This is a genomic window from Stenotrophomonas maltophilia group sp. vghtpe118 (assembly GCF_052605195.1).
In genome coordinates, this window is the sequence record NZ_CP199672.1 from 782,300 (window position 1) to 802,713 (window position 20,414).

18 protein-coding genes are annotated in these 20,414 nt (G+C 67.3%); 3 read left to right on the plus strand and 15 right to left on the minus strand.

The window, feature by feature from the left end:
- The first annotated feature begins 272 nt into the window (after positions 1 to 272).
- Positions 273 to 1,763 (plus strand): glycine betaine/L-proline transporter ProP, encoded by a 1,491-nt coding sequence (proP, locus tag ACUDTM_RS03740; RefSeq protein ID WP_445391166.1) that lies wholly within the window; start codon positions 273 to 275, stop codon positions 1,761 to 1,763.
- A gap of 72 nt (positions 1,764 to 1,835) precedes the next feature.
- Here the strand turns inward: proP and ACUDTM_RS03745 are convergent, their stop codons facing one another.
- The 9 genes from ACUDTM_RS03745 to ACUDTM_RS03785 all read right to left on the minus strand — a co-directional run bounded on the left by ACUDTM_RS03745 (position 1,836) and on the right by ACUDTM_RS03785 (position 12,263).
- Entirely contained in the window at positions 1,836 to 2,465 is a 630-nt protein-coding gene (locus tag ACUDTM_RS03745) for an AAA family ATPase (RefSeq protein WP_072168825.1), read from the minus strand.
- A gap of 3 nt (positions 2,466 to 2,468) precedes the next feature.
- A complete protein-coding gene (locus tag ACUDTM_RS03750; protein ID WP_111007792.1) occupies positions 2,469 to 2,810 on the minus strand; it encodes a type II toxin-antitoxin system prevent-host-death family antitoxin in 342 nt (113 codons plus the stop codon).
- 70 nt (positions 2,811 to 2,880) lie between these two features.
- Positions 2,881 to 4,467 carry a sensor histidine kinase gene (locus ACUDTM_RS03755; RefSeq protein ID WP_445391167.1) on the minus strand — a complete coding sequence of 529 codons (1,587 nt, stop codon included), beginning with the start codon at positions 4,465 to 4,467 and terminating at the stop codon, positions 2,881 to 2,883.
- Between the two features lie 9 nt (positions 4,468 to 4,476).
- Positions 4,477 to 4,881: a response regulator gene (locus ACUDTM_RS03760; protein ID WP_005416747.1), complete on the minus strand. Its 405-nt coding sequence runs from the start codon at positions 4,879 to 4,881 to the stop codon at positions 4,477 to 4,479.
- Between the two features lie 136 nt (positions 4,882 to 5,017).
- Entirely contained in the window at positions 5,018 to 6,472 is a 1,455-nt protein-coding gene (locus tag ACUDTM_RS03765) for a surface lipoprotein assembly modifier (protein ID WP_445391168.1), read from the minus strand.
- Between the two features lie 90 nt (positions 6,473 to 6,562).
- Positions 6,563 to 7,327: a Slam-dependent surface lipoprotein gene (locus ACUDTM_RS03770; protein ID WP_111007795.1), complete on the minus strand. Its 765-nt coding sequence runs from the start codon at positions 7,325 to 7,327 to the stop codon at positions 6,563 to 6,565.
- A gap of 52 nt (positions 7,328 to 7,379) precedes the next feature.
- The gene (locus ACUDTM_RS03775; protein ID WP_445391169.1) at positions 7,380 to 10,538 is read right to left on the minus strand and encodes a TonB-dependent receptor domain-containing protein; all 3,159 of its coding nucleotides are present in this window, start codon (positions 10,536 to 10,538) and stop codon (positions 7,380 to 7,382) included.
- Between the two features lie 182 nt (positions 10,539 to 10,720).
- The gene (locus ACUDTM_RS03780; RefSeq protein ID WP_445391170.1) at positions 10,721 to 11,677 is read right to left on the minus strand and encodes a FecR family protein; all 957 of its coding nucleotides are present in this window, start codon (positions 11,675 to 11,677) and stop codon (positions 10,721 to 10,723) included.
- Between the two features lie 82 nt (positions 11,678 to 11,759).
- On the minus strand, positions 11,760 to 12,263 hold the full coding sequence (locus tag ACUDTM_RS03785; protein WP_445391171.1) for an RNA polymerase sigma factor: 504 nt from the start codon (positions 12,261 to 12,263) through the stop codon (positions 11,760 to 11,762).
- Between the two features lie 321 nt (positions 12,264 to 12,584).
- Here ACUDTM_RS03785 and ACUDTM_RS03790 point away from each other — a divergent pair, with 321 nt between their 5' ends.
- The gene (locus tag ACUDTM_RS03790; RefSeq protein WP_094000713.1) at positions 12,585 to 12,983 is read left to right on the plus strand and encodes an OsmC family protein; all 399 of its coding nucleotides are present in this window, start codon (positions 12,585 to 12,587) and stop codon (positions 12,981 to 12,983) included.
- 63 nt (positions 12,984 to 13,046) lie between these two features.
- Here the strand turns inward: ACUDTM_RS03790 and ACUDTM_RS03795 are convergent, their stop codons facing one another.
- The 6 genes from ACUDTM_RS03795 to ACUDTM_RS03820 all read right to left on the minus strand — a co-directional run bounded on the left by ACUDTM_RS03795 (position 13,047) and on the right by ACUDTM_RS03820 (position 19,831).
- A complete protein-coding gene (locus tag ACUDTM_RS03795; protein ID WP_088496241.1) occupies positions 13,047 to 13,376 on the minus strand; it encodes a hypothetical protein in 330 nt (109 codons plus the stop codon).
- Positions 13,377 to 13,473: 97 nt separating this feature from the next.
- Positions 13,474 to 15,219 carry a putative porin gene (locus ACUDTM_RS03800; protein WP_072168828.1) on the minus strand — a complete coding sequence of 582 codons (1,746 nt, stop codon included), beginning with the start codon at positions 15,217 to 15,219 and terminating at the stop codon, positions 13,474 to 13,476.
- Between the two features lie 43 nt (positions 15,220 to 15,262).
- Positions 15,263 to 15,928: a cell envelope integrity protein TolA gene (locus tag ACUDTM_RS03805; protein WP_088496240.1), complete on the minus strand. Its 666-nt coding sequence runs from the start codon at positions 15,926 to 15,928 to the stop codon at positions 15,263 to 15,265.
- 39 nt (positions 15,929 to 15,967) lie between these two features.
- Entirely contained in the window at positions 15,968 to 16,381 is a 414-nt protein-coding gene (locus tag ACUDTM_RS03810) for an ExbD/TolR family protein (RefSeq protein ID WP_005409874.1), read from the minus strand.
- A gap of 10 nt (positions 16,382 to 16,391) precedes the next feature.
- Positions 16,392 to 18,176, minus strand: a complete 1,785-nt coding sequence (locus ACUDTM_RS03815; RefSeq protein WP_072168830.1) for a DUF2341 domain-containing protein — start codon at positions 18,174 to 18,176, stop codon at positions 16,392 to 16,394.
- Between the two features lie 38 nt (positions 18,177 to 18,214).
- The gene (locus ACUDTM_RS03820; protein WP_445391172.1) at positions 18,215 to 19,831 is read right to left on the minus strand and encodes a ShlB/FhaC/HecB family hemolysin secretion/activation protein; all 1,617 of its coding nucleotides are present in this window, start codon (positions 19,829 to 19,831) and stop codon (positions 18,215 to 18,217) included.
- A gap of 201 nt (positions 19,832 to 20,032) precedes the next feature.
- Here ACUDTM_RS03820 and ACUDTM_RS03825 point away from each other — a divergent pair, with 201 nt between their 5' ends.
- Positions 20,033 to 20,368, plus strand: coding sequence for a hypothetical protein (locus ACUDTM_RS03825; RefSeq protein WP_072168832.1), 336 nt, complete (start codon positions 20,033 to 20,035; stop codon positions 20,366 to 20,368).
- Positions 20,369 to 20,414 lie beyond the last annotated feature (46 nt).

Consider the following 20,414-nt stretch of genomic DNA (forward strand, 5'->3'; position numbering starts at 1 on the left):
TCGCGCTGGATCCCGGCGGATGACGCCCGCAGGCGCTCTGCCTGCATTCCCACGCTGACGTGACCGCTGGCCGCTGATTGCGCGGCTGCAGCGGTCTGTTTCCGCATGTCCACCGTTACGGCGGTACGTTGCCGTGCGCGTGGCGTCGTGCCTGCGCCCATTCTCCCTGCCCCCGATGCCCCTGCGCCACCTGCGTCTGCATCGCCGTTTCCGTTTCTCGGGACACATCACACCGTCTATCCCGCACTGTATTTACCAAACAAGGAGTCCCCATGCAGGACACCCCCGATGCACACGCCCACTTCGGCTGGTTCAAGCGCCGCCGCCACCTGAAGGTCGATGAGATCACCGTCGTCGACAAGCCCATGCTCAAGCGCGCCGTCGGCGCGGCCGCACTCGGCAATGCCATGGAGTGGTTCGACTTCGGTGTCTACGGCTATCTGGCGGTCACCATCGGCCAGGTGTTCTTCCCCTCCAGCAATCCCACCGCGCAGGTGATCGCCGCGTTCGCTACCTTCACCGTGGCGTTCCTGGTGCGCCCCTTGGGCGGCCTGGTGTTCGGGCCGCTGGGTGATCGCTACGGCCGCCAGAAAGTGCTGGCGTTCACCATGATCCTGATGGCGCTGGGCACCTTTTCGATCGGCCTGATTCCCGCCTACGAGCGCATCGGTATCTGGGCACCGGTGCTGTTGCTGCTGGCGCGCGTGGTGCAGGGCTTCTCCACCGGTGGCGAGTACGGCGGCGCGGCCACCTTCATCGCCGAGTATTCCACCGACCGCAACCGCGGCCTGATGGGCAGCTGGCTGGAGTTCGGCACGCTGGGCGGCTACATCGCCGGCGCAGGTACTGTCACCGCGCTGCACATGCTGTTGAGCAGCGAACAGATGCTGGACTGGGGCTGGCGCATTCCGTTCCTGGTGGCCGGTCCGCTGGGCCTGCTCGGCCTGTATATGCGCATGAAGCTGGAGGAAACCCCGGCGTTCCGCGCCTTCGCCGAGGAAGCCGAGAAGCGCGAACACGACCGGCCGGGGCTGCGCGCGCTGTTCCAGGTGCACGGTCGCCAGCTGCTGGTATGCATGGGCCTGGTGCTGGTGTTCAACGTGACCGATTACATGCTGCTGACCTACATGCCCAGCTACCTCAGCGTCACCATGGGCTATGCCGAGAGCAAGGGCCTGCTGCTGATCATCATCGTGATGCTGGTGATGATGCCGTTGAACATCGTCGGCGGGTTGTTCAGTGACCGGCTGGGCCGCCGCCCGATGATCATCGGCGCGTGTATCGCGTTGTTGGTGCTGGCGGTGCCATGCCTGCTGCTGGTGGGCAGCGGCTACGACGGGCTGATCTTCCTCGGCCTGATGCTGCTGGGCCTGGCGCTGGTGTGCTTCACCAGCTCGATGCCGTCCACGCTGCCGGCGCTGTTCTACACCCCGGTGCGCTACAGCGCGCTGTCGATCGCCTTCAATGTGTCGGTGTCGCTGTTCGGTGGCACCACGCCGCTGGTGACCGCGTGGCTGGTGGAACGCACCGGCGACCCGCTGGTGCCGGCCTATTACCTGATGGGCGCGGCGGTGATCGGCCTGGTGACCATGCTGTTCGTGAAGGAGACCGCCGGCCTGCCGCTGCGTGGCTCACCGCCGGCAGTCGGCTGCAGGAAGGAAGCCGCTGCGCTGCTGCTGAGCGATGCACCGGTGACCGTGGACCGGACCCTGCCACCGCTGCCGGACGTTGCAGACCCCGAGCAGGTGAAGCCTGCGTTGTAGAGCAGAGCACGCGCTCGGCTGCCCTTCGGGGAATCAGCCGAGCATGGGCTCGGCTCTACAACGCACGCGCCCTCAATCGCGCGGACTGTTCAATTCCATCGCGCGCATCACGATGGGCTTGGCCCAGCCGGGCGTGTGCAGCAGGTCGGCTACCGCAATGGGGTACTGCAGTTCGCCTGCAGCCATGGCCAGTACCGGCAGCGGCACCACGCAGCCCTGCGCGTCGGCCGGTGCGCTGTTGTCGTAGACATGCAGCTCGGCCAGGTGTGGCAGCAGCTCCAGCAGGTTCGCGCGCGCGGAATCGAAACGCGCGCGGATCCTCTCCACCGGAATATCGTGGCCGCCAGCGGCCACCCGCGCCGCAACACGGGCGATGTGCAGCTCGACATCAGCCAGCCCACAGAACCAGATCGCCACCTGATGCCGTTCGCAGGCCTCACGCAGCAGGTGCGGAATGGTATTGCCGCCGAGTGTGGTCTCGAAGGCGAAGTCGGTGCCATCAGCCATGGCCTGGCGCAGGCGGCGGGTGCCTTCCTGCCATGCCTCCGCGTTGGCCTCCGGCAGCGGCCAGCCGGCGTCGACCAGGCGACGGGTGAACGAGTCCGGGTTGAACCAGCTCAGTCCTTCGGCGTCCAGCCAGGTGCCCAGCAGCGAACTCTTGCCGGCGCCATTGACGCCGGCCAGCGCCAGGATGCGTCCCATCGATCAGAGCGGACGGCCGAGGGTGGCTTTGCGGCCGCGCCGGATCGGCTGGCCCAGTACCTTGCCCAGCCCTTCTCCGCGCTGCAGCCCGGCCAGGGTCTGGTCGAACTCGCTGCGCAGGCGCAGCAGTTCCTCGCTGCGCTCATCGGCATCGCCGCCGGCAGCCTTGGCCAGCAGCTCCTGGTAGGTGCGGATATCCACGATCACCGCTTCGGGGTGATTGTGGTTGGTGATGACCAGCGCCTGCTTTTCGCGCACGGTGCGCATCAGGCTCGGCCAGCCCCGGGTCTTCACCGACGAGGCCGGGGCCTTCTCGAGGCCAGGCAGATCCAGCGGCAGGGTCATCACACGGCTCCAGGCGGGGTGGATAAGCGACACTATACCCAATTTGGCCAAATTGGAGATAAATACCCTTTTACCCAGGCAGCCCGGAGTCCGGGGCGTCAGTCTGCAGCAGGCTGTCGCGCTCGCGCAGCGGGAACCGGATCCAGGCATCCAGGCCTTGCGGGGCAAAGCGCAGCTCGCCACTGCCGGCCAGTTCATAGGGCACCCGTTGCTCGATCAGGACCCGGCCCAGGCCACGTTGGCGTGGCATCTCCCACCCCGCCACCTCGGCATGGCGCTCGCACCAGTGCAGGCCCAGCCACGGCTGCCCATCCTGCACCTGCAGGTGCCAGCAGACATCGATCCGGCCGTCCTCGTGGGCCAGCGCGCCATACCGCAACGCATTGGTGGTCAGCTCATGGATGGCCAGCGACAGTACTTCGGCCGCCTTCGGTGGCAACAGCACATCCTCACCCTGCAGGTGATAGGCGGCGGCGGCCGGCGTCTGCGCCGCGATCTCCTCCTCGAGCATGCCGCGCAGGCAGACCCCTACATTGGCGCCACGGGTCAACAGGCTCTGCGTGCGCGCCAGTGACATCAGCCGCGCGCACAGGCGCTCGGCATACTCGTCCACGCTGCCGACCGATGCGCGGGTCCGCCAGGCAAGGGCATGGATGGTCGACATGATGTTGCGCACGCGATGCTGCAGTTCGGCCAGCAGCACCGATTGGCGCTCGGTGGCACGCTTGAGGTCGTCGATGTCCACGGCGATCGCGAACACGCCACTCACCCCGCCATCGGCATCACGCAGCGGTGCGGCGGCGACACGCGTCCAGCGCGCGCGCCCATCGTCATGGATGAACTGGAACTCCAGGCCTGGGACCATCGTCTCCCCCCGCAGGGCGCGGGCGATGGCGAAATCGTGGGGTTCGATGCGCGAGCCATCGGGATGCGTACCCTGCCACCGGTAGTGGTTGGGGCGATCCATGGAGGGCACCTTGCCGGTGGGAAGATAGGTCCGCATCTGGTCGTTGGACAGTTGCAGGTTGCCGTCGGCATCGACAATGCAGACACCCACCGGCAGCACCTTGAAGGCCAGCGCCAACCGGCGGTCGCTCTCACGGCGCTTCTGTTCCTCACGTTCGCGGGCCGCCTGCGCAACGTGCGCGGCCGTCGTTTCGAACATGGTCACCAGCACGCCGTTGATGCACCCGTCCTCTCCGCTTATGGGGCTGTAGGTGATGGTGAACCAGACATCCTCCAAGCGCCCCCGCCGCGCCAGCGGATAGAGCTTGTCCTCATAGGTGATGGTCTCGCCCTGCCACACACGCTGGTAGATCGGGCCGTTGATGTGCCAGACCTCGGGCCAGCACTCGCGCGTCGGCTGGCCCAGTCCGCCAGGATGCTTGTCAGCCAGGATCTCGGCATAGCCATCGTTGTAGAGCTGCACCAGCTGCTCGCCCCACAGCACGATCATCGGAAAGCCGTGCGCAAGCATCAGGTCGACGGTGGCGCGCAGGTGCGGCGGCCATTGCTCGATCGCACCCAGTGGCGTGCCTGACCAGTCGTGCCGGGCAATACGGGCGGCCATGCCGTCACGGCGCGCCTGCGCCTGCAGCGACGGCGGCATGCCCGCCGGGCGCTCAACGGCCCGGAGGCCTTCGGTGTGGCGCGACATGCCGCGCAATCAGGCGATGCCCGCAGGGGCCTGCGGCGTCGCCACCAGTCCCGCCAGCTGCTGGACCAGGGCCTCGATGTGATAGGGCTTGGTGCAGCGTGGCGCATCCGCGAAGCGGCTGGGCAGGTTGTCATCGTAGCCAGAGGTCAGCATGAACGGCGTACCCGCTTCGGCCAACCGGTCGGCCAGCGGGTACACCTGTTCACCGCCCAGGTTGATGTCCAGCAGGGCCACATCGATGGGGTTGTCATCCAGCAGCCGGCCGAGTGCCTGCAGGTCCCCGGCCGGCCCCACCACCTGCGCGCCCTTCAACTCCAGGTAGTCCACCAGGAACATCGCGATGGCGAATTCATCTTCCGCCACCAGTACTCTCAACCCTTTCAGGCCTTCTGGTTTGTTGCCCGCTTCCAGCACGACCGGCGCTCCTCGATACACGCGGCCCACCTCCGCCGCAACGGTCGTAGGATGCGCGAACCGGGCTACAAGGGCGCGTGATGATCGATGAAGATCGCAGCCGCGGCGCATTCACTCCGGCCTTGCAGCGGTGCGTTCAGAACGCACGCTCCCATTTCAGGCTGAGCAGACTGCGGTCATGGCTGTACAGCCAACCGACGTTGCTGTCGATGCGGGCGTAGCGCAGGCCCAGGCTGGGCACCAGCCCGCCCACCGCCAGCCGCTCGCTGCGCACGATGGCGATCAGGTTCTGTTCGTCGTCCTGCCTGCGCGCCTCCAGCAACGGACTCCAGGCATCATAGTCACGGCGACGCAACGACACGAACACCGTGGCCGTGGTGCCACTCCACTGGCGCGCCGCGCCCAGCCGCAGTCCGCGCTGGCGGTAGCCGTTGGCCGGGTCGGCTGCGCTGCTGTCGGTCAGGTCCATGCCCGCGAACAGGGTCCAGCGCGGATTGAGCGCGCGGAACCAGGTGGCATACAGCGCTGCCAGATCGCCATCGTAGTTGTCAGCCAGGCCCGGCTCCCGGTAGCGCTGGCGCTTCCAGTCGGCCTCCAGCTTGAGCAGGCTGCGCCCGTCCAGGGCGTACTGCCACTCGCCGTGCACGCCGCTGCCGCCCTGCAGGGCGTGGTTGCCCAGCGCCTGGAAGTCATAGCTCGGCGCCAGCTGCAGGGTGTGCCGTGCACTGCGCCAGCTGTAACCGGCCTGCACGCTGGCGTTGAGCTCGTTGTATGCACTGTACCCGCGCCATGCCTGACCGAAAGCGAGACCGCGCACGTAAAGTCCATGATGGCCGGCCCACGCCCAGCGCCGTTCCAGGTTGGCGTCGTAGTCCAGGCCGGTGGCGCGCTGCGCTTCGGGTAGCGTGCGTTCGATCAGGCAGGTGTCGCCGACGACGAACAGGCAGGTGCGGCTGGCCGAACTGCGGTTGATGTTGTCGCTCCATGCAGGCCCGGCGGCGACCGCCGCCTTCCAGCGCCTGCGTGCCTGCAACGCGTCCAGATAGCTGTCCACGCGAGCGCGGACACCCGTAGTGGCCGGATCGTTGCTGTCGATACCGGCCTTGATTGCACCGAACAATGCCACCGCCTCGCGGTCGCGCTGGTCTTCGGCATAGACGCGTGCCAGTTCAAGGCGGGCGGGCAGGAAGTCCGGCTGCGCTGCCAGCAGCGCTTCGTACTCCCGTGCAGCGCGCGGATGGTCACCGGCCACGCGGGCCAACGCACCCTGCGCGTAGTGGCGCAGCAGCGGATCGTGCCCGGGAAGCTCGATGTATTCGGCCAGGAACGCCGCAGCGGCCGGCCACTGCTGGTGCTGCAATGACAGGTAGAGGGCCTGGCCGAGATCATCGACGGTGCGCTCCACCCGCACGGTCTGGCCATCGATGGTGAGCCTCGGCCGTTGCGATTCGGCCTGCTGCAGGCGCTGCTGGTCCTGCTGCTGGTGGCGCAGTTCGCTGCCCTGTTCGAGCACGCGGCGCAGATCGTCCTGCTGGGCGCGCACGTCGGCGGCAACCAGCAGCAGGAACACAAGGAAAATGGGGTGGCGCATGGTCGATCCGTGGCGGTGCATGCAGCGGGCCGAAGCAGGGACTGGCGGATCGCGGCTTGTCCCTGCCCTGCCCCGTGAGGGGCGTGGCGATCAGTTCTTGCTGCCGCCGAAGGCGGTGTCGTACTGGCTGTTGCCGGCGAACGTAGCGATACCGGCCAGGGTGGCGGCGTTGGCGCCGAAGAACTGGCCCTGGCTGTTGCCGGTGACCGAACCGTTGGCCACAGCGGTGCCGGCGAAGGACGCATCGGCGCTGTTGATGTTGGCGTTGATCGCCAGGGTCTGGCCACCACCGGCCAGGCCGCCGGTCAGCTTGCCGGTACCGAAGTTCGCGGCGAAGGTGCCGCTGAGCAGGTTGCTGCCGTTGAACTTGTTCAGGCCGGCCACCTCGTACGTGGCGGTGCCGCTGGGCAACGTGGTGCCCGCGCGGTCGCCAGCGAAGTAAACCTGGCGGTTGTTGAAGCCACCCGCGGCGCCATCCTTGGACCATTCACCGAACCACACATCGCCACTGCCCACCTTGACGAAGTTGAAGTGGCCCATGCCGGCATGGTTGCCGGGGGTACCGGTGATCGGCATGGCCAGCGTACGTACGGTCACGTTGCCCACGGTGGTGGGGGCCGAGTATGCGGCCAGGCCCTGGAAATCGACCGGCTTGGCGTTGGAGACGGTGCCGACACCGATGCCGGCCTTGCCGGCACTGTGCGGGCCGCCGTTGACTTCGGAAGCACCGACCTTGACGTACAGCTGCGAATCGGTGGCCGCGCTGGCCGCACCGACGATGTCGGCAGCCTGGGCAGCACCGGCCAGGGCAAAGGTGGCGGCCACGGCCAGTACGGAACGGGAGATCATCTTCATGGAACTACTCCTTGGGTTGAGAGAGCTACGGGTACAACAACGGAACAGGTCATCAGAAGCGCGCGGTGACACCGAGCTTCAGCGTGCGCCCTGGCGCCGGCAGCGTGGAGCGCGTGGCCGGGTCGACGTAGTAGCGGTTGCCGAGGTTGGTGCCGACCAGCTCGATGCTGGCATGGTCGTTGATGCGCCAGCGCGCGTAGGCATCGACGGTGGTGATGTTTCCCCAGGTGAACGGCACGTTCTGCCAGATCAGGCCACCACTGCCGGCGTACAGGCGGTCACGGTAGGCCTGCAGGTCCGGGTTCTGGTGGCGCTGGTAATGCACGATGCGGCTGCCCAGCTCCAGGCGCTCATCGAACAGCCGGGTGCCCAGCGACGCGTTCACCGACAAGCGGGGAATGGCCTGGGTCAGCAGGTAGCCACTGACGAAGCCGTCCTGCACGCAGTTGGGCACCTTGCCGGCGAGTGCATCGAGCTGCACCGCCATGCTTTCGTCACAGACCTTGTTTTCCAGCGTGCGGATGATGCCCAGGTCGGTGAAGAAGCGGCGGTTGTCGAACCGGGCCTGCAGCTCCACGCCGCGGATGCGCTGCTTGTCCAGGTTGTCGAACAGGAAATTGCCGTCGCGCTCGATGACGTTGCGGGTCTTGTGCACGTAGTAGGCCAACTTCACGTCGGCATCCGCGGTGTTGCCGAACAGCGCCGACAGGTTGTGCACGTAGCCCACTTCGTAGTTGTAGGCGTGCTCGGGCTTGAGCGGGTACAGCGGGTTCAGGCTGCTGGAGAACGCGATGGTGCTCTCGAACATGCTGGGGAAACGCACCGCCTCGCTGTAGCGGACGTAGGCGCGCGCATTGGGCGAGAAATGCGCGGTGGCCGAGAAGGTCGGCAGCCAGGCATGGTCGCGCCTGCGCTCATTGCGCCCGGACACCGTCTGCGGCCGCCCGCTCTGGATGCTGCACAGGATCTGCGCACCCTGCACCGGCAACCGCCCGGGAATGGCCGCCACCTGGCCATTCAGGCAGGGGTTGCTGGCACGGCTGTAGTTGCCGTCCGCATCCGGCAGCCACGGAATGGTGTGGTCCACCGCAACCGGCGTCTCATACCTGCTCAGCAGGCCCTTCAGCAGATCATCAACGATGAAGCCCATGCCGATGCTGTCCCAGAACGCGCGCTGCGACTCGATGGCGTCGATCTCGCCCTGCAGGCTGGCCGGGCGTTCGGGCAGTTCGTTGACGCGGTAGCGGGCCTCCTTGGGGAACACCGAGGTGGTCATCAGCTCCGGGTGGTCCTGCAGGAAATCATCAAAGGCCCAATAGCGCGCGTAGCGCACGCCAGCACTCAGGGAGAGGAAATCCACCGGCAGCCAGTCCAGCACCAGGTAGCCCTCACCTTCCTGGCGGCGTCCTGCGCGCGGGTACATGCGCCAGCCATCGCTGACGCCGAAGTACGGGTCCGCCGAGCGCAGTTTCTCGAACTGCCAGTTGCCGCCCACGGTCAGGTCCAGGGTGGAATGCAACGCGAAGCGGTTGCTCAGGGTCAGGCCGGTGCGGTCGTTGCGGGCATTGGCCAGCGCGGTATTGCGCAGGATCGGGCTGCTGCCGGGGTTCCCGTCGGGGTTGCTGGCAAAATTGGGGAAGCCGCCAGCGGTGTACGTATCGCTGGTGGTTTCGGTGCGCCACAGGTTGGCACGCAGGTCCAGCCAGCGGCTTCCGGCGGGCTGCCAGTGGTATTCCAGGTTCCAGGCATCGGCATCGACGCGGCTGAGCGGCCACTGGATGCGACCGTAGTCGGGCGCGGACAGGATGCGCGAGGGCATGATCTCGCCGTAGTGCGAGAGCGTGCGCCGCCAGGTCGCGCGCAGCTGCTGGTCGTCGTTGATCTGCCAGGTCGCCTTCAGCAGCCACGATTCCTGCTCGCTGGAGGTATTGGGCACCTCGTCGCCGGGCTTGAAGTAGCGCGCCAGCGTGGTGATGTAGTCCAGGCCCTTGTACTCGAACTGCTCGCGCGGATCCTGGTCGTAGTACGCCGCGCCCCGGGTGCCGGAAAAGTAGTTGCCGCGCTTGCGCCAGGCATAGGCCGCCATCAGGTCCACGTGTTCGCCACGCAGGCCCAGCGCCAGCCGCCAGGCCTGGTCTTCCCCGGCGAACACATTGGTTTCAGAACCGCGCGACTTCACCGGCACCAGCAGCGTGCTGTCGGCATACGGTGCCGAGGGCGAGCCCTGCGGGAACCCGGGCACCGTGCGGTAATCCTCGCCGGTATGCAGCCGCGGCAGGCGTGGCGCCACCGCATTGCTGCTGCCTTCGATCTTCAGCTCCCCGCCGAAGCGCTCGCCGGCAGCAACAATGTCGTCAACGTCGATGGTCTTGATCACCAGCGCGCCACCGATCCCGCTGTGCACATCGCGCACCAGCCCTGGCCCCTTGATGACCTGGATGCCACCGATCAGGTTGGGATCGATGTAGTTGCGGTTGCTGACGCCGTTGTAGCCGCGCCAGACCGTGAGCGCCTGCTCGCCACCGTCGATGCTGACCGGCACCCGCCCCGGCCCCTGGATGCCGCGGATGTTGATGTCCAGCGCGCCGCTGTTGCGCGCATCACCGCTGAACACACCGACCAGATCCTTGACCACGTCGGCCGGGTTGGAGCCGCGATAACGCTCCACACGGTCGCGCCCCGAGTACGCCGTGGTCAGATCCAGCGCGAACACATCATCGTAGCCGCGCCGATCGCGGGCCTCGCCCCCTTCCGACTGCAGGCGGCCGGCCACGTCCAGTGTTTCGGTCACCCGCACCCCTTCCCCTTCCCCTTCCCCTTCCCCTTCCCCTTCCCCTTCCCCTTCCCCTTCCCCCGCCTCCGCTGCGGCGCGCAGGCTCCAGGTGCCATTCATGCCGCGCTGGGCACGCACACCACTGCCGCGCAGCAGCTGCTGCAGGGCCTGCATCTGGCTGTACTCGCCGCTCACCGCGCTGGATCGACGGCCCTCCACCAGGTCACTGCGGAAGACCACCTGCACATCGGCCTGGCGGCCAAAGCTGCGCACGGCATCGGCCAACGGTTGTTCCGGAATGGCGTAAGTGCGCAGCGGTGCGGCCACTGTGGCTTGCGCCTGCACCACCGGCACCCAGGCCAGCGGCAGCAATGCGGTGGAGATGGCCAGGGCCAGGACGGTAGCGCGACGATGACAGGCGGATGCCGTGGACGGCATGGAAAGGAACTCCTCAAGCGGGGCGGGACCACGGGCACGTCCGGTGCCCGGTGGTGTGTCTGGCTTGAGAAGAAACGCGGTTTCGCTCTGGCTATACCTCTATAGACAGCGGGGTACGACGACTGCCCACGGTTTTTTCATGTTTTTTCATGCAGCCGGTTCATGCGTGCTCCGCGGGCGCTTCACCACACCAGCAACGCACCACCGGGCAAGCGCTGCACCCGCAGTCCCGCCTGCGCGGCCACGGCGTCGATGGCCGTGTCCGGCTGCTGCAGATGGAACAGGCCACTGACCCGCACGCGTGTGCCCTGCCCGCCCACCACCCAGACCGGGGCACGCCGGTAGCGGCCGAGATCGGCGATGGCCTGCGCGGCAGGCAGACCGTCGATCACCACCTCACCACGGCGCCACGGCGCCATCGCCTCCGGCGCGGCCTGCCGAAGCGGCTGCAACCAGCGCCCGTCACGGAACGCGCGCACCTGCCCGGCGCGCAGGCGCTGCACGCTGCCATCGCCCGGGCGCACATCGACCACGCCCTCGCTGACGTCGGTGGTGATGGTGGCGCCCTGCATCGACACGCTGAACGCCGTACCGATATCGCGGATCTGGCCACCGCCGGCCTCGACCTGGAACGGTCGCTGCTCATGCGCCACCTGGAACCAGGCCTGCCCGTGCAGCAGCTGCACGCGCCGCTGCTGGCCATCGAACGTGAATGCCAGTGCGGTGCCGGCATCGAGTACCGCCGTGCTGCCGTCGTCCAGCCGCACCACGCGCGGCGCATCGCTGCTGCGCACATCGCTGCGCGCCAGCAGCAACGCGTGCGGAGTGGCCGCGACCATCAGCACTGCGGCCGCAGCACTGGCGAGCAGCCAGCGCAGACGGCGGCGCGGTGCGATCGGGCGCAGCCCCTGCCGATCTGCGGTCAGCTCGGGCAGCGCGGCCAGCACCTCGGGCCCGGCAGCGTCCAACCGCTGCCAGAAGGCCCGCTGCTGGCGCCAGGCCCGCGCGTGGCGGGGATCGGCCTGCAGCCAGCGCTGCAGGGCTCGTTGCTGGCGTTCCGGCAGCGGGCCTGCACTGCGCAGTATCACCCAGCGCAACGCCTGCCTGGCCTGACGCGGCGAGGGTTCGGAGGTGGTCATGATTGTGGCCTGCCGCACCACGAACGGGTGCGCTTTCCTGTTGTGACAACGGCGGGCGCGATCTGCCCACGGTAATCGCCACTCATCGACGCATTCCCTGCTGCTGTTTTTGGATCAGCAGCGCTGCGCGCAGCACATGCTTGCCGACCAGGCTCTTGGAGATTCCCAGGCGCGCGGCGATTTCGCGCTCGCTCAGGCCCAGGTAGCGGTTGAGCACGAAGCACTCGCGCACCTGGGCCGGCAGGGCGAGGATGGTCTGGGTGATCTCGCGCAGCTGCGCCTGGTCCAGCGCCTGCGCCTCGCCATCATGCCCTGCATCGCCCATGTCGACGGCGTACTCGGCCATCGCTCGCCGCTCGCGCGCGTCGGCATGGCTGCGGTTGAGCGCGTGATGGTAGGCCATCCGGTACAGATAGCCGCGCGGCTCCAGGATGGGCGGATCGCCGGGCACGCTGCTGGCCTTCAGGTACAGGTTCTGCAGGGTGTCCTCAGTACTGGCCGGGTCGAGATAGCGTGCGATGAAGCGGGACAACGCGCGGCGCTCGCGGATCAGCAGCTCGACCAGCGCCAGGGCATTGGGAGACATAGGTGCCAAGACCGGACCGGGGAATGATGGGCGTGATGGCGACGGTCCGGACGTGGATTGTGGGCTGCGCGGCCGTGGGCGGCAAGCCGCGGGCTCGTTCATCCACGCATGGCAGGTGCTCTGCGAACTGCAGCGCGACTGGGCCCGCTCGGCAACGGTCCCGGATTTCATGAACCTCTTCATCGCAACCGGTGGTACCGCGGGCATCCAGTTCTCGTACGATCGTACCGAGTGATGGGGTGGCGGCGCCGGTCCTGGCTGGGGCCGCCCTTTTTGGCGCAGTCGAGCCTGGCTCGACGCCACAGACAGATGGAGAACGTGATGGCCTACGCACGCATTGTTTCGACCGCCGACAACTATCTGCACCACATCAGCAACGGCAGCTTCGATGTGGACGCGGACGAGCCCGCCTCGCTGGGCGGCCAGGGCAAGGGCTTCGCACCGTTCGACCTGTACCTGGCCTCGCTGGCGGCGTGTACCGCCATCACCCTGCGCATGTATGCGCAGCGCAAGGGCTGGGAGCTGGGCGAGTTCCATGCCGAGCTGCGCTCGGAACGTGACGAGGATGGACGTTTCCACGTGCACCGCGTGCTGCATGCCAGCGCCGAGCTGAGTGATGCGCAGTGGCAGCGGTTGCTGGAGGTGGTGGAGAAGACCCCGGTGACCCTGGTGATGCGCGAGGGTGCACGCATCACCAGTGAGCGCGGGGGTGCTGCGTAACCCCATCCACGCATGGCGTGGATCTACTGTAGAGCCAAGCCCATGCCCGGCTCTGCAAAAGGCTCAGCGCCGTGAATGCAGTACGGTGCGCTGGCGCATCGCGTTGAATTCCTGCTCTACCTGCTGGATATCCTCGGCCTGGAACCCGGCCGCGTCCAGCAGCTGGTCGGCGGCGGCGGCCGCCAGCGGATCATCGTCACGCTGGCGCCAGCAGCGCGCTGGCAGGAAGTAACCCACTTCGCTGCGCCCGCGCATGATCACCACCGGCCGGCCCGCATACAGCAGGAACTCCGCCAGGTGCTGGCGCAGCCCCTCCACCGAGACATAGGCCGGGCCGACGCCCAGCGATCGGCTGGACGGTTCGGAACTTTCGAACAGCTTGCGACGGCTCATCCACTCCTCCTTATGTGCAGCGCGTGGTCTCCTTTCCCTAGACGGGCGCATCGCTGCACCCCCGCCACGCACTACGTGATCCACATCACGCCGTCACTCAGAACCCGGTATTGAACTCCAGCTGGAACACGTCGATCGACAGTGGAGCACCGGACACTTCCTTGGCCGCCATCCACTTGCCGCTGATCCAGCTGCGCGCGTCCAGCGCGTAGGCGCCGCCCACGTAGTAGCCGCGGGCATTGGTGCCTCCGAGGTGGAAGTTCGGGTCGTTGTAGGCGTCCGGCAGCGCATCGGCCTCGATGCGCTTGTAGCCCAGCAGCGCCTGCCACTGGCCCTTCTCCTTCAGGTCGGTGGCACCGAAGGTGGCCTGCACCATCCAGGCGGTGTCGCCGCTGCGGAAGGTGTCGATGCTGGCGGTACCACCGGCGCCGTAGTTGTTGACGATGCCGTTGTTGGCGCGGCTGAACATCGCCTGCTTGTCGTAGGCCAGGTTGCGGATGTAGTCGCCGTCCAGGCGCAGGCCGATGCCCTGGGCCAGCTGCGTATCCCAGCGCAGGTTCAGCGTGGCCAGGCGGAATGCCGAGGCCAGGCCGACGTACTGCGGGGTGGGCGTGTTGGCTGGATCCAGCGGGTTGCGTGCGATGTCGCGGATCAGCATCAGGGTGTTGCCCTTCTGCATGAAGGCCGGGCGCGACCAGTCGGTGTCGCAGCCGACCGCGCCTGCGTACAGCGCGCACGGCGAGGACAGGCGGCCGCTGATGTTCTTGAAGTCGTAGTAACCCAGCGCCGCGCGCAGCGCGTTGTCATCGTTGAAACGCCAGTTCACGCCGACCTGCGCACCGGACAGCCACTTGTTCTCGTTCGGAGTCTTGACCCGGCTCTGGCTCGGCGAGCTGTCGGAGGTGTACTCCAGCGGCACCACCGCGAGGTTGCCGAACAGATCGAGGTCGCCGTCATCGAAGTCATACTTCAGGTTCGCAGCCAGGCCATCGAAGTTGATGTCGTTGGAGAACAGCGTGTCGCTGGTCCAGAACGGATTGCCGAAGCGGCCACCGCGCACCGTCACCCAGTCCGCCGGGCTGTAGGCCAGCCAAGCCTGGTCCAGCCACACGTCCTTCTTGCTCAGGCCGCCACCCAGCTGCTCGGTGGTCGACACCGGGCCATTGCTGCTGCCGCTGGCCAGGCGCACGCCGGCCGTGGTGTGCTGGCCGATGGTTGCCTCGATGCCCAGGCGCGCACGGATGCGCCACAGGTTACGGCGGTCCTGGCGGGTGTTCAGCAGCGGCGGCAGCTGCAGGTTGGTGTTGGTGTTGGTGTCGAAGCCGTTGCCGGAATTGATCGACGACCAGTTGCTGACGATGTCGCTGTTGCGTTCGGAGAAGAAGCGCGACTCGCTGCGCACGCGCATGTCACCGGTGACCTTGATGCGCTTGGTCCACTCAGCCACTTCGTTCGGCGCCGCCCAGCCCTCGGACCTGGCCTGCGTCATCACCTCCTGGCGCACCTCGTCACGAATGCCGTCGCGCACGCTCTGCGGTACGTAAGGCACGCGCACGTCACCGGGCTCCAGGGCCACGCCACCACTGGCGGCCGGTGTCCCGGCGGCCGCGGTGTGCTGCAACGCCGCTGCTTCGGCCTGCGCCTGCACCAGCAATGCCTGGCCGTCTTCGGGCTTCAGCGCACCACTGGCGATCAAGCCCTTGATCAGCTTGACCATGGTGGTTTCGGCGGCCATCGCACCGGCCGGGGCGGCCAGGCTGAGCAGCACGGCGCAGCACAGCAGCGCCCGTCGGGCCGGCCGCGGGCGGCGGGAATCGGTTCGTGCGCGGACGTGGTCGTTCATCACGGTTCTCATCGAATGAAGGGAAATCACGGAGTTCGAGGAATCAGGCCCCGGGCCGGCGGCCCTGGATCAGGACGCGGGCGGGGAAATCAAGCGACGGCGGCGGTGCCTGGTCGACCTTGCCGATGCGACGCAGTGCATCGAGCACGGCCGCGTCGGCCTCCTCGTTGCCACTGCCACGCACCAGCTCGACCTTTTCCAGGCGACCATCGCTGGCCAGCCACACATTCACCTGCAACTGGAACGCCAGGCGCTTGACCTTGTCGTCGCGCGAGATCGCCTGCTGCATCAGGTAGCCGAGGTAGCGCCCATAGGTGGCATTGCCGGCACCGCCACGACCGACACCGGACGAACCGCCACCACTACCGGACTGGATGCCGAAGTTGTCGCCACCGGCCTGCGCGTCGGCATTCATCGTCACCGGATCGCTGTTGTCCGGGGTCGGCGTCGGCTCTTCGGCCGGCGTCGGCTGATCCAGCGGCTCCGGTTCGGGCATCGCCTCTTCCGGCGGCGTTTCCGGTTCCGGCGGTTTCTCCGGCGGCGGCGGGGGTGGCGGAGGCGGTGGCGGCAACGCCAGCATCGGCGGCTGCACCACCGGCCGGCGGGTGCTTGCGGTGTCCTTGAACAACAGCCACCACAGCGCGACGCCAAGCACCAGCAACGCGGCCAGCACCAGCGCGACGGTCACCAGCAACGGGCGGCCACGCATGCCGGGCTCCTGCCGAGGGGGTTGATGGGCGGTCATGCCTCAGCCCTGCGCCTTGCCGGTGACCAGGCCGACCTGGGCCAGCTCCAGGCGCCGCAGCAGGTCCAGCACCTCGACCACGCGGGCATACTGCACCTGTGCGTCGCCGCGCACGATCACCGGGAAATCCGGCGTGGTCGCGCGTTCGGTGCGCAGGCGATCTTCCAGCTCGGCCATCGTCACCGGGTAGGCATCCAGGAACACCTGGCCGCTGGGGTCGATGGTGATCGCCTTGGTCTTCGGCTTCTCCAGCGCGACGCTGTTGCTCGCCTTCGGCAGGTTGACCTCGATGCCGGGGATGGAGGCGTTGCTGGTCAGGATGAAGATCACCAGCACCACCAGCAGCACGTCGACGAAGGGCGTCACGTTGATGCCCTTCTCGCGCTTCTTGATGCCGAACTTCGCCTTCTGGCCCATGGCGCGCCCCTCAGCCCTGCACCGCGGCCGGGCCGCGCCCGTCCTGCTCTTCGGCCAGGCGTGCGGCGAACTCGTCGATGAACACTGCCATGTCCGCACCGATCGCTTCGGCACGCGCGCCCAGGTAGTTGTAGCCGAACAGTGCCGGGATCGCGACGCCAAGGCCGGCCGCCGTACACAGCAACGCTGCGGCCATGCCGGGTGCCACAGAGTTGATGTCGACCGCGCCGGCCATCGCCGCCACCACGAACACCAGCATGATGCCGATCACGGTGCCGAACAGGCCCACATACGGGGCTCCCTCGATGGTGGTCGACAACCAGTTCATGCGTCGTGCCATTGCCTCCTGCTCACGCACCATCACCGCATCCATCGACGCGCGGATCGCCGCGATGGTGGCGCCACTGAGGTAGCCACTGTTGCCGTCGCGCTGATGGCGCTGCTGCATTTCGTCGATGGCCACCTGGTAGATGCGCCACAGCGAACCGTCGTGCATCGCGGTGGGTGCCTTGCCCTGGCGGTCCATGTCGGACAGGGTGCGCAGCGGTACGCCGGACAGCTTGCCGAAGCTCTCGGTGAACACCGCATTGGCCTTGCTGGTACGGCCGAAGTGGCGGCTCTTGGCGATCATGATCGCCCACGACAGCAGCATCATCAGGCCGAGGATCGCGACCACCACCCAGGCGTCGAACGGCATCGCCTTGAGGATGAAGGCGAAGTGGCTCTGGCCGGCGGACTGCTCGTCGGCGCCGTAGCTGATCAGCCGCGAATCGGCACCCTGTGCGGTGGCATCGGCCAGCAGCAGCGCGGCCGGCCGTGCCACGCGCGAGATGCGCAGTTCATCCAGCGCACCTTCGAAGTTGGCCAGTGGCTGCACCGCGCCCGGCGCATCGGCACCCACCACCGGAGCCGTGCCCAGCGCCGGCAGCGCACCGCTCAGCTGGGCAACGACGCGCCCGTTGAGGTACAGCTGCAACGCGCCCTTCTCTGCCGTCAGTGCAACGTGTGCCCACTGTCCTTCCGGAACCGGCTGCGCGGGCGTGCTGCGCTGGCCATTGAGCTGCACGAACGGCACGCGGTTCTCGATGCCCAGCACCAGTTCGGACGCGCCATCTCGGCGGGCGTAGATGGCCTGCGCAGCGGTGTTGCTGCCGGGCTTGATCCAGGCCGAGACGGTCAGCGGTGCACCCGCTTCCTGTGCCAGCGAGGCGCTGGCCGGCAGCGGCAGCGGCGCGGTGCCCAGCTGAACGCCGCGACCGATCACCGAGCCTTCCGCCGGCGGTGCCACGGCACCGGCGTTGTTGCCGTAGGCGGTGGTATCACGCGCCGGGGCGTTGGCCTCGGCAAAGTGGTAGACCAGCGTATAGTCCGGATCGAACACCTGCTGGCCGTTGCCGCTGGCCGGGGCCTTTTCATTGCCGTAGTACATCCAGATCGTCTGCGGCGCGGCGGCACTGAACGCAGGCACGTCCACCCAGACCAGGGCCAGGCCCATCTTGGGATCGAACTGTTCGATCTGGTGGGCCAGCACGGTACGGCCATCACCCGAGACGAAGCGCAGGTCGTTGCCCGCATCCTGGGTGCCGTCGAAGCCGAAGTTGCCGGTATGCAGGCGCAGCAGCAGCGGCGTGCGGCCCGGGTCACCGGCCAGGCCCGCGCCCTGCGGTCCGGCGTCGATGGTGATCGGCTTGCGGTACTTCCATTCGGCCTGCCACCAATTGGCATCGGCCGCAGCCGTCGGCAGCGCAATCAGCGCGGCCAGCAGCAACAACACTCGGGAAAGCAAACGGTCCATGCGAAGGGTCTCCGGAGAACGCATGTTCAAGGGAAGGGTCAGTAACTGGTGCTGATGTTGAAATGCAGGCGCGGATCGTCCTTGCGCGTGACCGGGCCATCGGCATACGGCCAGGCGTAGTCCAGGCGCAGTTGCAGGTGTTCACCCAGGCGCAGCTGCGCGCCCAGGCCGACCGAGGCCAGGTTGTACTTGTCGCGCTGTTCGGGCAGCGGCTGGCGCAGGCGCAGGTAGGCTGCGTCGGCAAAGCTGTAGACACGCAGGTCGGCGCCGCGCCACAGTGACCACGCAGGCGTGCGCCATTCAAGGCTGGCCAGGCCGCCGTAGTCGCCGATCGCCTCGGCCGACAGGTAGCCGCGCACGGTGTACATGCCACCTGCGGCGAACTGCTCGGCCGACACCAGTGGCGCATCGGTTACCTGCAGCGAGCCGCGCGCATACCATTGCCAGTCGCTGCCGAAGGTATGCGTGTTGTCCACGTCGGCCTTGAACGCCACGAAACTCGGGTCGGCCCAGTAGCGCTTCTGCCCGAACGCAGTGGCGTCGCTGCCGTAACCGAACAGGCGGCGGGTACCGGCCACCAGCTGGGTGTTGATGCTCAGCTGATCGTGCTCGCCCTGGCGCACGCCGACGAAGGCCAGCGTGATCGGCGCGTACTTCAGCGGCGTCTTCAGGCTGTCCTTGCCCATCTGCGTGTCCTCCTCGGTGTCCTTGAAATCCACGCCGAGGCTGAGCTGGCGCCACCACTGGCTGCTGCCCGGCAGGCGGTAGTTGAGCTTGAGGCCGATCGAATGACCGTTGCCGATCACATTGGTGCCGGTGCCGGTGCCGACCTGCCCACCTGCATCCAACACGCGGCTGTCGGATCTGTAGCCGGAGGCTTCCAGGCTCCACGGCGTGCCTTCGAACGGCATTGTGTACGAGGCCGAGAACACCTTGGCCTGCTTCGTATCTTCCGGCGCCAGATACACGCCAAGGTTGGCGCTGTGCCCACGCTTCCACAGGTTGTCGTAGGCCAGCGATGCACTCAGGCGCAGCTTCTCGGTGTCGGCGCCATGGTCGTTGTTGAGTGACGCACTGGCACGCCACGGCGACTTCTCCTCGACCTGAAGGTCCACATCCATCGTGCCCGGCACCTGGCCTTCGCGCACCAGCGGCATCACCTGGCGACGCCCGCCTTCGTTCAGTGCGGTCAGTTCCTTCTGGGCCTGGTCAAAGTCCGGAACCTTGCCTTCCGCCAATGCCGGCACGCGTTCACGAATGCGTTCGGGCGATTCGTGGCGGGTACCGACGACGCGGAGCTGGCCGATCGGCGTCTGCTGCACCTTCAGCAGCACCACGCCACCGCTGACCTGCTGCTCGGGCAACTCGACGTAGACCGACTGGTAGCCGGCCTGCTGGTAGAGCGCGTGGACGGCATCGCGCGCCTTCTCGACATCGGCCAGGGTCTTGCCCGGGCCGAGGAACGGTTCCACCGCACGTTCAATCTCCCGCGGATCGAGCACTGTGTTGCCGCGCACGATGAATTCGTTGATGTTCACGCTGGGCGCGGGTGCTGCCTCCTGCGCGAGCAGCGGCAGCGGCAGCGCTGCCAGCGCCAGCATCAACGGATGCAGGCGCAGCGGAAGGCGAACGGCTCGGCACGGAACAGGATTCATCGAAGGCATCGCGTCGTATCGAAGGGAGGGGCCAGGGAGCGGCGCGTGGATCTACCAACAGGACGTGTACATCGCGTCAAAGCCGCCAACAGTTTTGTGACAGCGCCGTCATCTTTTGACAGCGCCGCAACGCACGCAGGCGGGCCCTGCCTTGGCCACCCGTCTTCATTGCAGAACATCGATTGCTGCGGGAGATTCGAGATGCGTGAATCGTTGATGCCGGGCCTGCGCGCTGCGCTCGCCCTCGCCCTGCTGCTGGCGCTGCCATCGGGTCGCGCCGACGAGGTGAAGAAGCAGGAAGGAGCTACGCCCTGCATCGAAGTGCAGGTCAACGGCGAGCGGATTCCGGCCTGGGACTGCCTGCAACGCAAGCTGGCGCCTGCGACAAGGCCGGCGAAGTCGCCAGCGCTCCCCGAAGCCGAACGCCTGATGCGGCAGCCCGGCAACCAGCTGATGCAATACAACCTGGAAGGCACGCGGCAGCGCATGGGCGATGCGTTCGGTCGCTCGGTGGTGCCGCAGCGACCTGCGCGCTGAGCCTGCGCCTCTGTAGCGCCGAGCCCTTGCTCGGCTGTCTTTGTAT

Excerpts from the sequence above, each read along its gene's own strand:
- ACUDTM_RS03815 (WP_072168830.1), bottom strand. The coding sequence starts at position 18,176 with ATGGACCGTTTGCTTTCCCGAGTGTTGTTGCTGCTGGCCGCGCTGATT.
- ACUDTM_RS03775 (WP_445391169.1), bottom strand. The coding sequence starts at position 10,538 with ATGCCGTCCACGGCATCCGCCTGTCATCGTCGCGCTACCGTCCTGGCC.
- ACUDTM_RS03750 (WP_111007792.1), bottom strand. The coding sequence starts at position 2,810 with ATGACCCTGCCGCTGGATCTGCCTGGCCTCGAGAAGGCCCCGGCCTCG.
- ACUDTM_RS03800 (WP_072168828.1), bottom strand. The coding sequence starts at position 15,219 with ATGAACGACCACGTCCGCGCACGAACCGATTCCCGCCGCCCGCGGCCG.
- ACUDTM_RS03810 (WP_005409874.1), bottom strand. The coding sequence starts at position 16,381 with ATGGGCCAGAAGGCGAAGTTCGGCATCAAGAAGCGCGAGAAGGGCATC.
- ACUDTM_RS03745 (WP_072168825.1), bottom strand. The coding sequence starts at position 2,465 with ATGGGACGCATCCTGGCGCTGGCCGGCGTCAATGGCGCCGGCAAGAGT.
- ACUDTM_RS03765 (WP_445391168.1), bottom strand. The coding sequence starts at position 6,472 with ATGCGCCACCCCATTTTCCTTGTGTTCCTGCTGCTGGTTGCCGCCGAC.
- ACUDTM_RS03795 (WP_088496241.1), bottom strand. The coding sequence starts at position 13,376 with ATGAGCCGTCGCAAGCTGTTCGAAAGTTCCGAACCGTCCAGCCGATCG.
- proP (WP_445391166.1), top strand. The coding sequence starts at position 273 with ATGCAGGACACCCCCGATGCACACGCCCACTTCGGCTGGTTCAAGCGC.
- ACUDTM_RS03785 (WP_445391171.1), bottom strand. The coding sequence starts at position 12,263 with ATGTCTCCCAATGCCCTGGCGCTGGTCGAGCTGCTGATCCGCGAGCGC.
- ACUDTM_RS03755 (WP_445391167.1), bottom strand. The coding sequence starts at position 4,467 with ATGTCGCGCCACACCGAAGGCCTCCGGGCCGTTGAGCGCCCGGCGGGC.
- ACUDTM_RS03770 (WP_111007795.1), bottom strand. The coding sequence starts at position 7,327 with ATGAAGATGATCTCCCGTTCCGTACTGGCCGTGGCCGCCACCTTTGCC.
- ACUDTM_RS03805 (WP_088496240.1), bottom strand. The coding sequence starts at position 15,928 with ATGCGTGGCCGCCCGTTGCTGGTGACCGTCGCGCTGGTGCTGGCCGCG.
- ACUDTM_RS03780 (WP_445391170.1), bottom strand. The coding sequence starts at position 11,677 with ATGACCACCTCCGAACCCTCGCCGCGTCAGGCCAGGCAGGCGTTGCGC.
- ACUDTM_RS03825 (WP_072168832.1), top strand. The coding sequence starts at position 20,033 with ATGCGTGAATCGTTGATGCCGGGCCTGCGCGCTGCGCTCGCCCTCGCC.
- ACUDTM_RS03790 (WP_094000713.1), top strand. The coding sequence starts at position 12,585 with ATGGCCTACGCACGCATTGTTTCGACCGCCGACAACTATCTGCACCAC.
- ACUDTM_RS03820 (WP_445391172.1), bottom strand. The coding sequence starts at position 19,831 with ATGAATCCTGTTCCGTGCCGAGCCGTTCGCCTTCCGCTGCGCCTGCAT.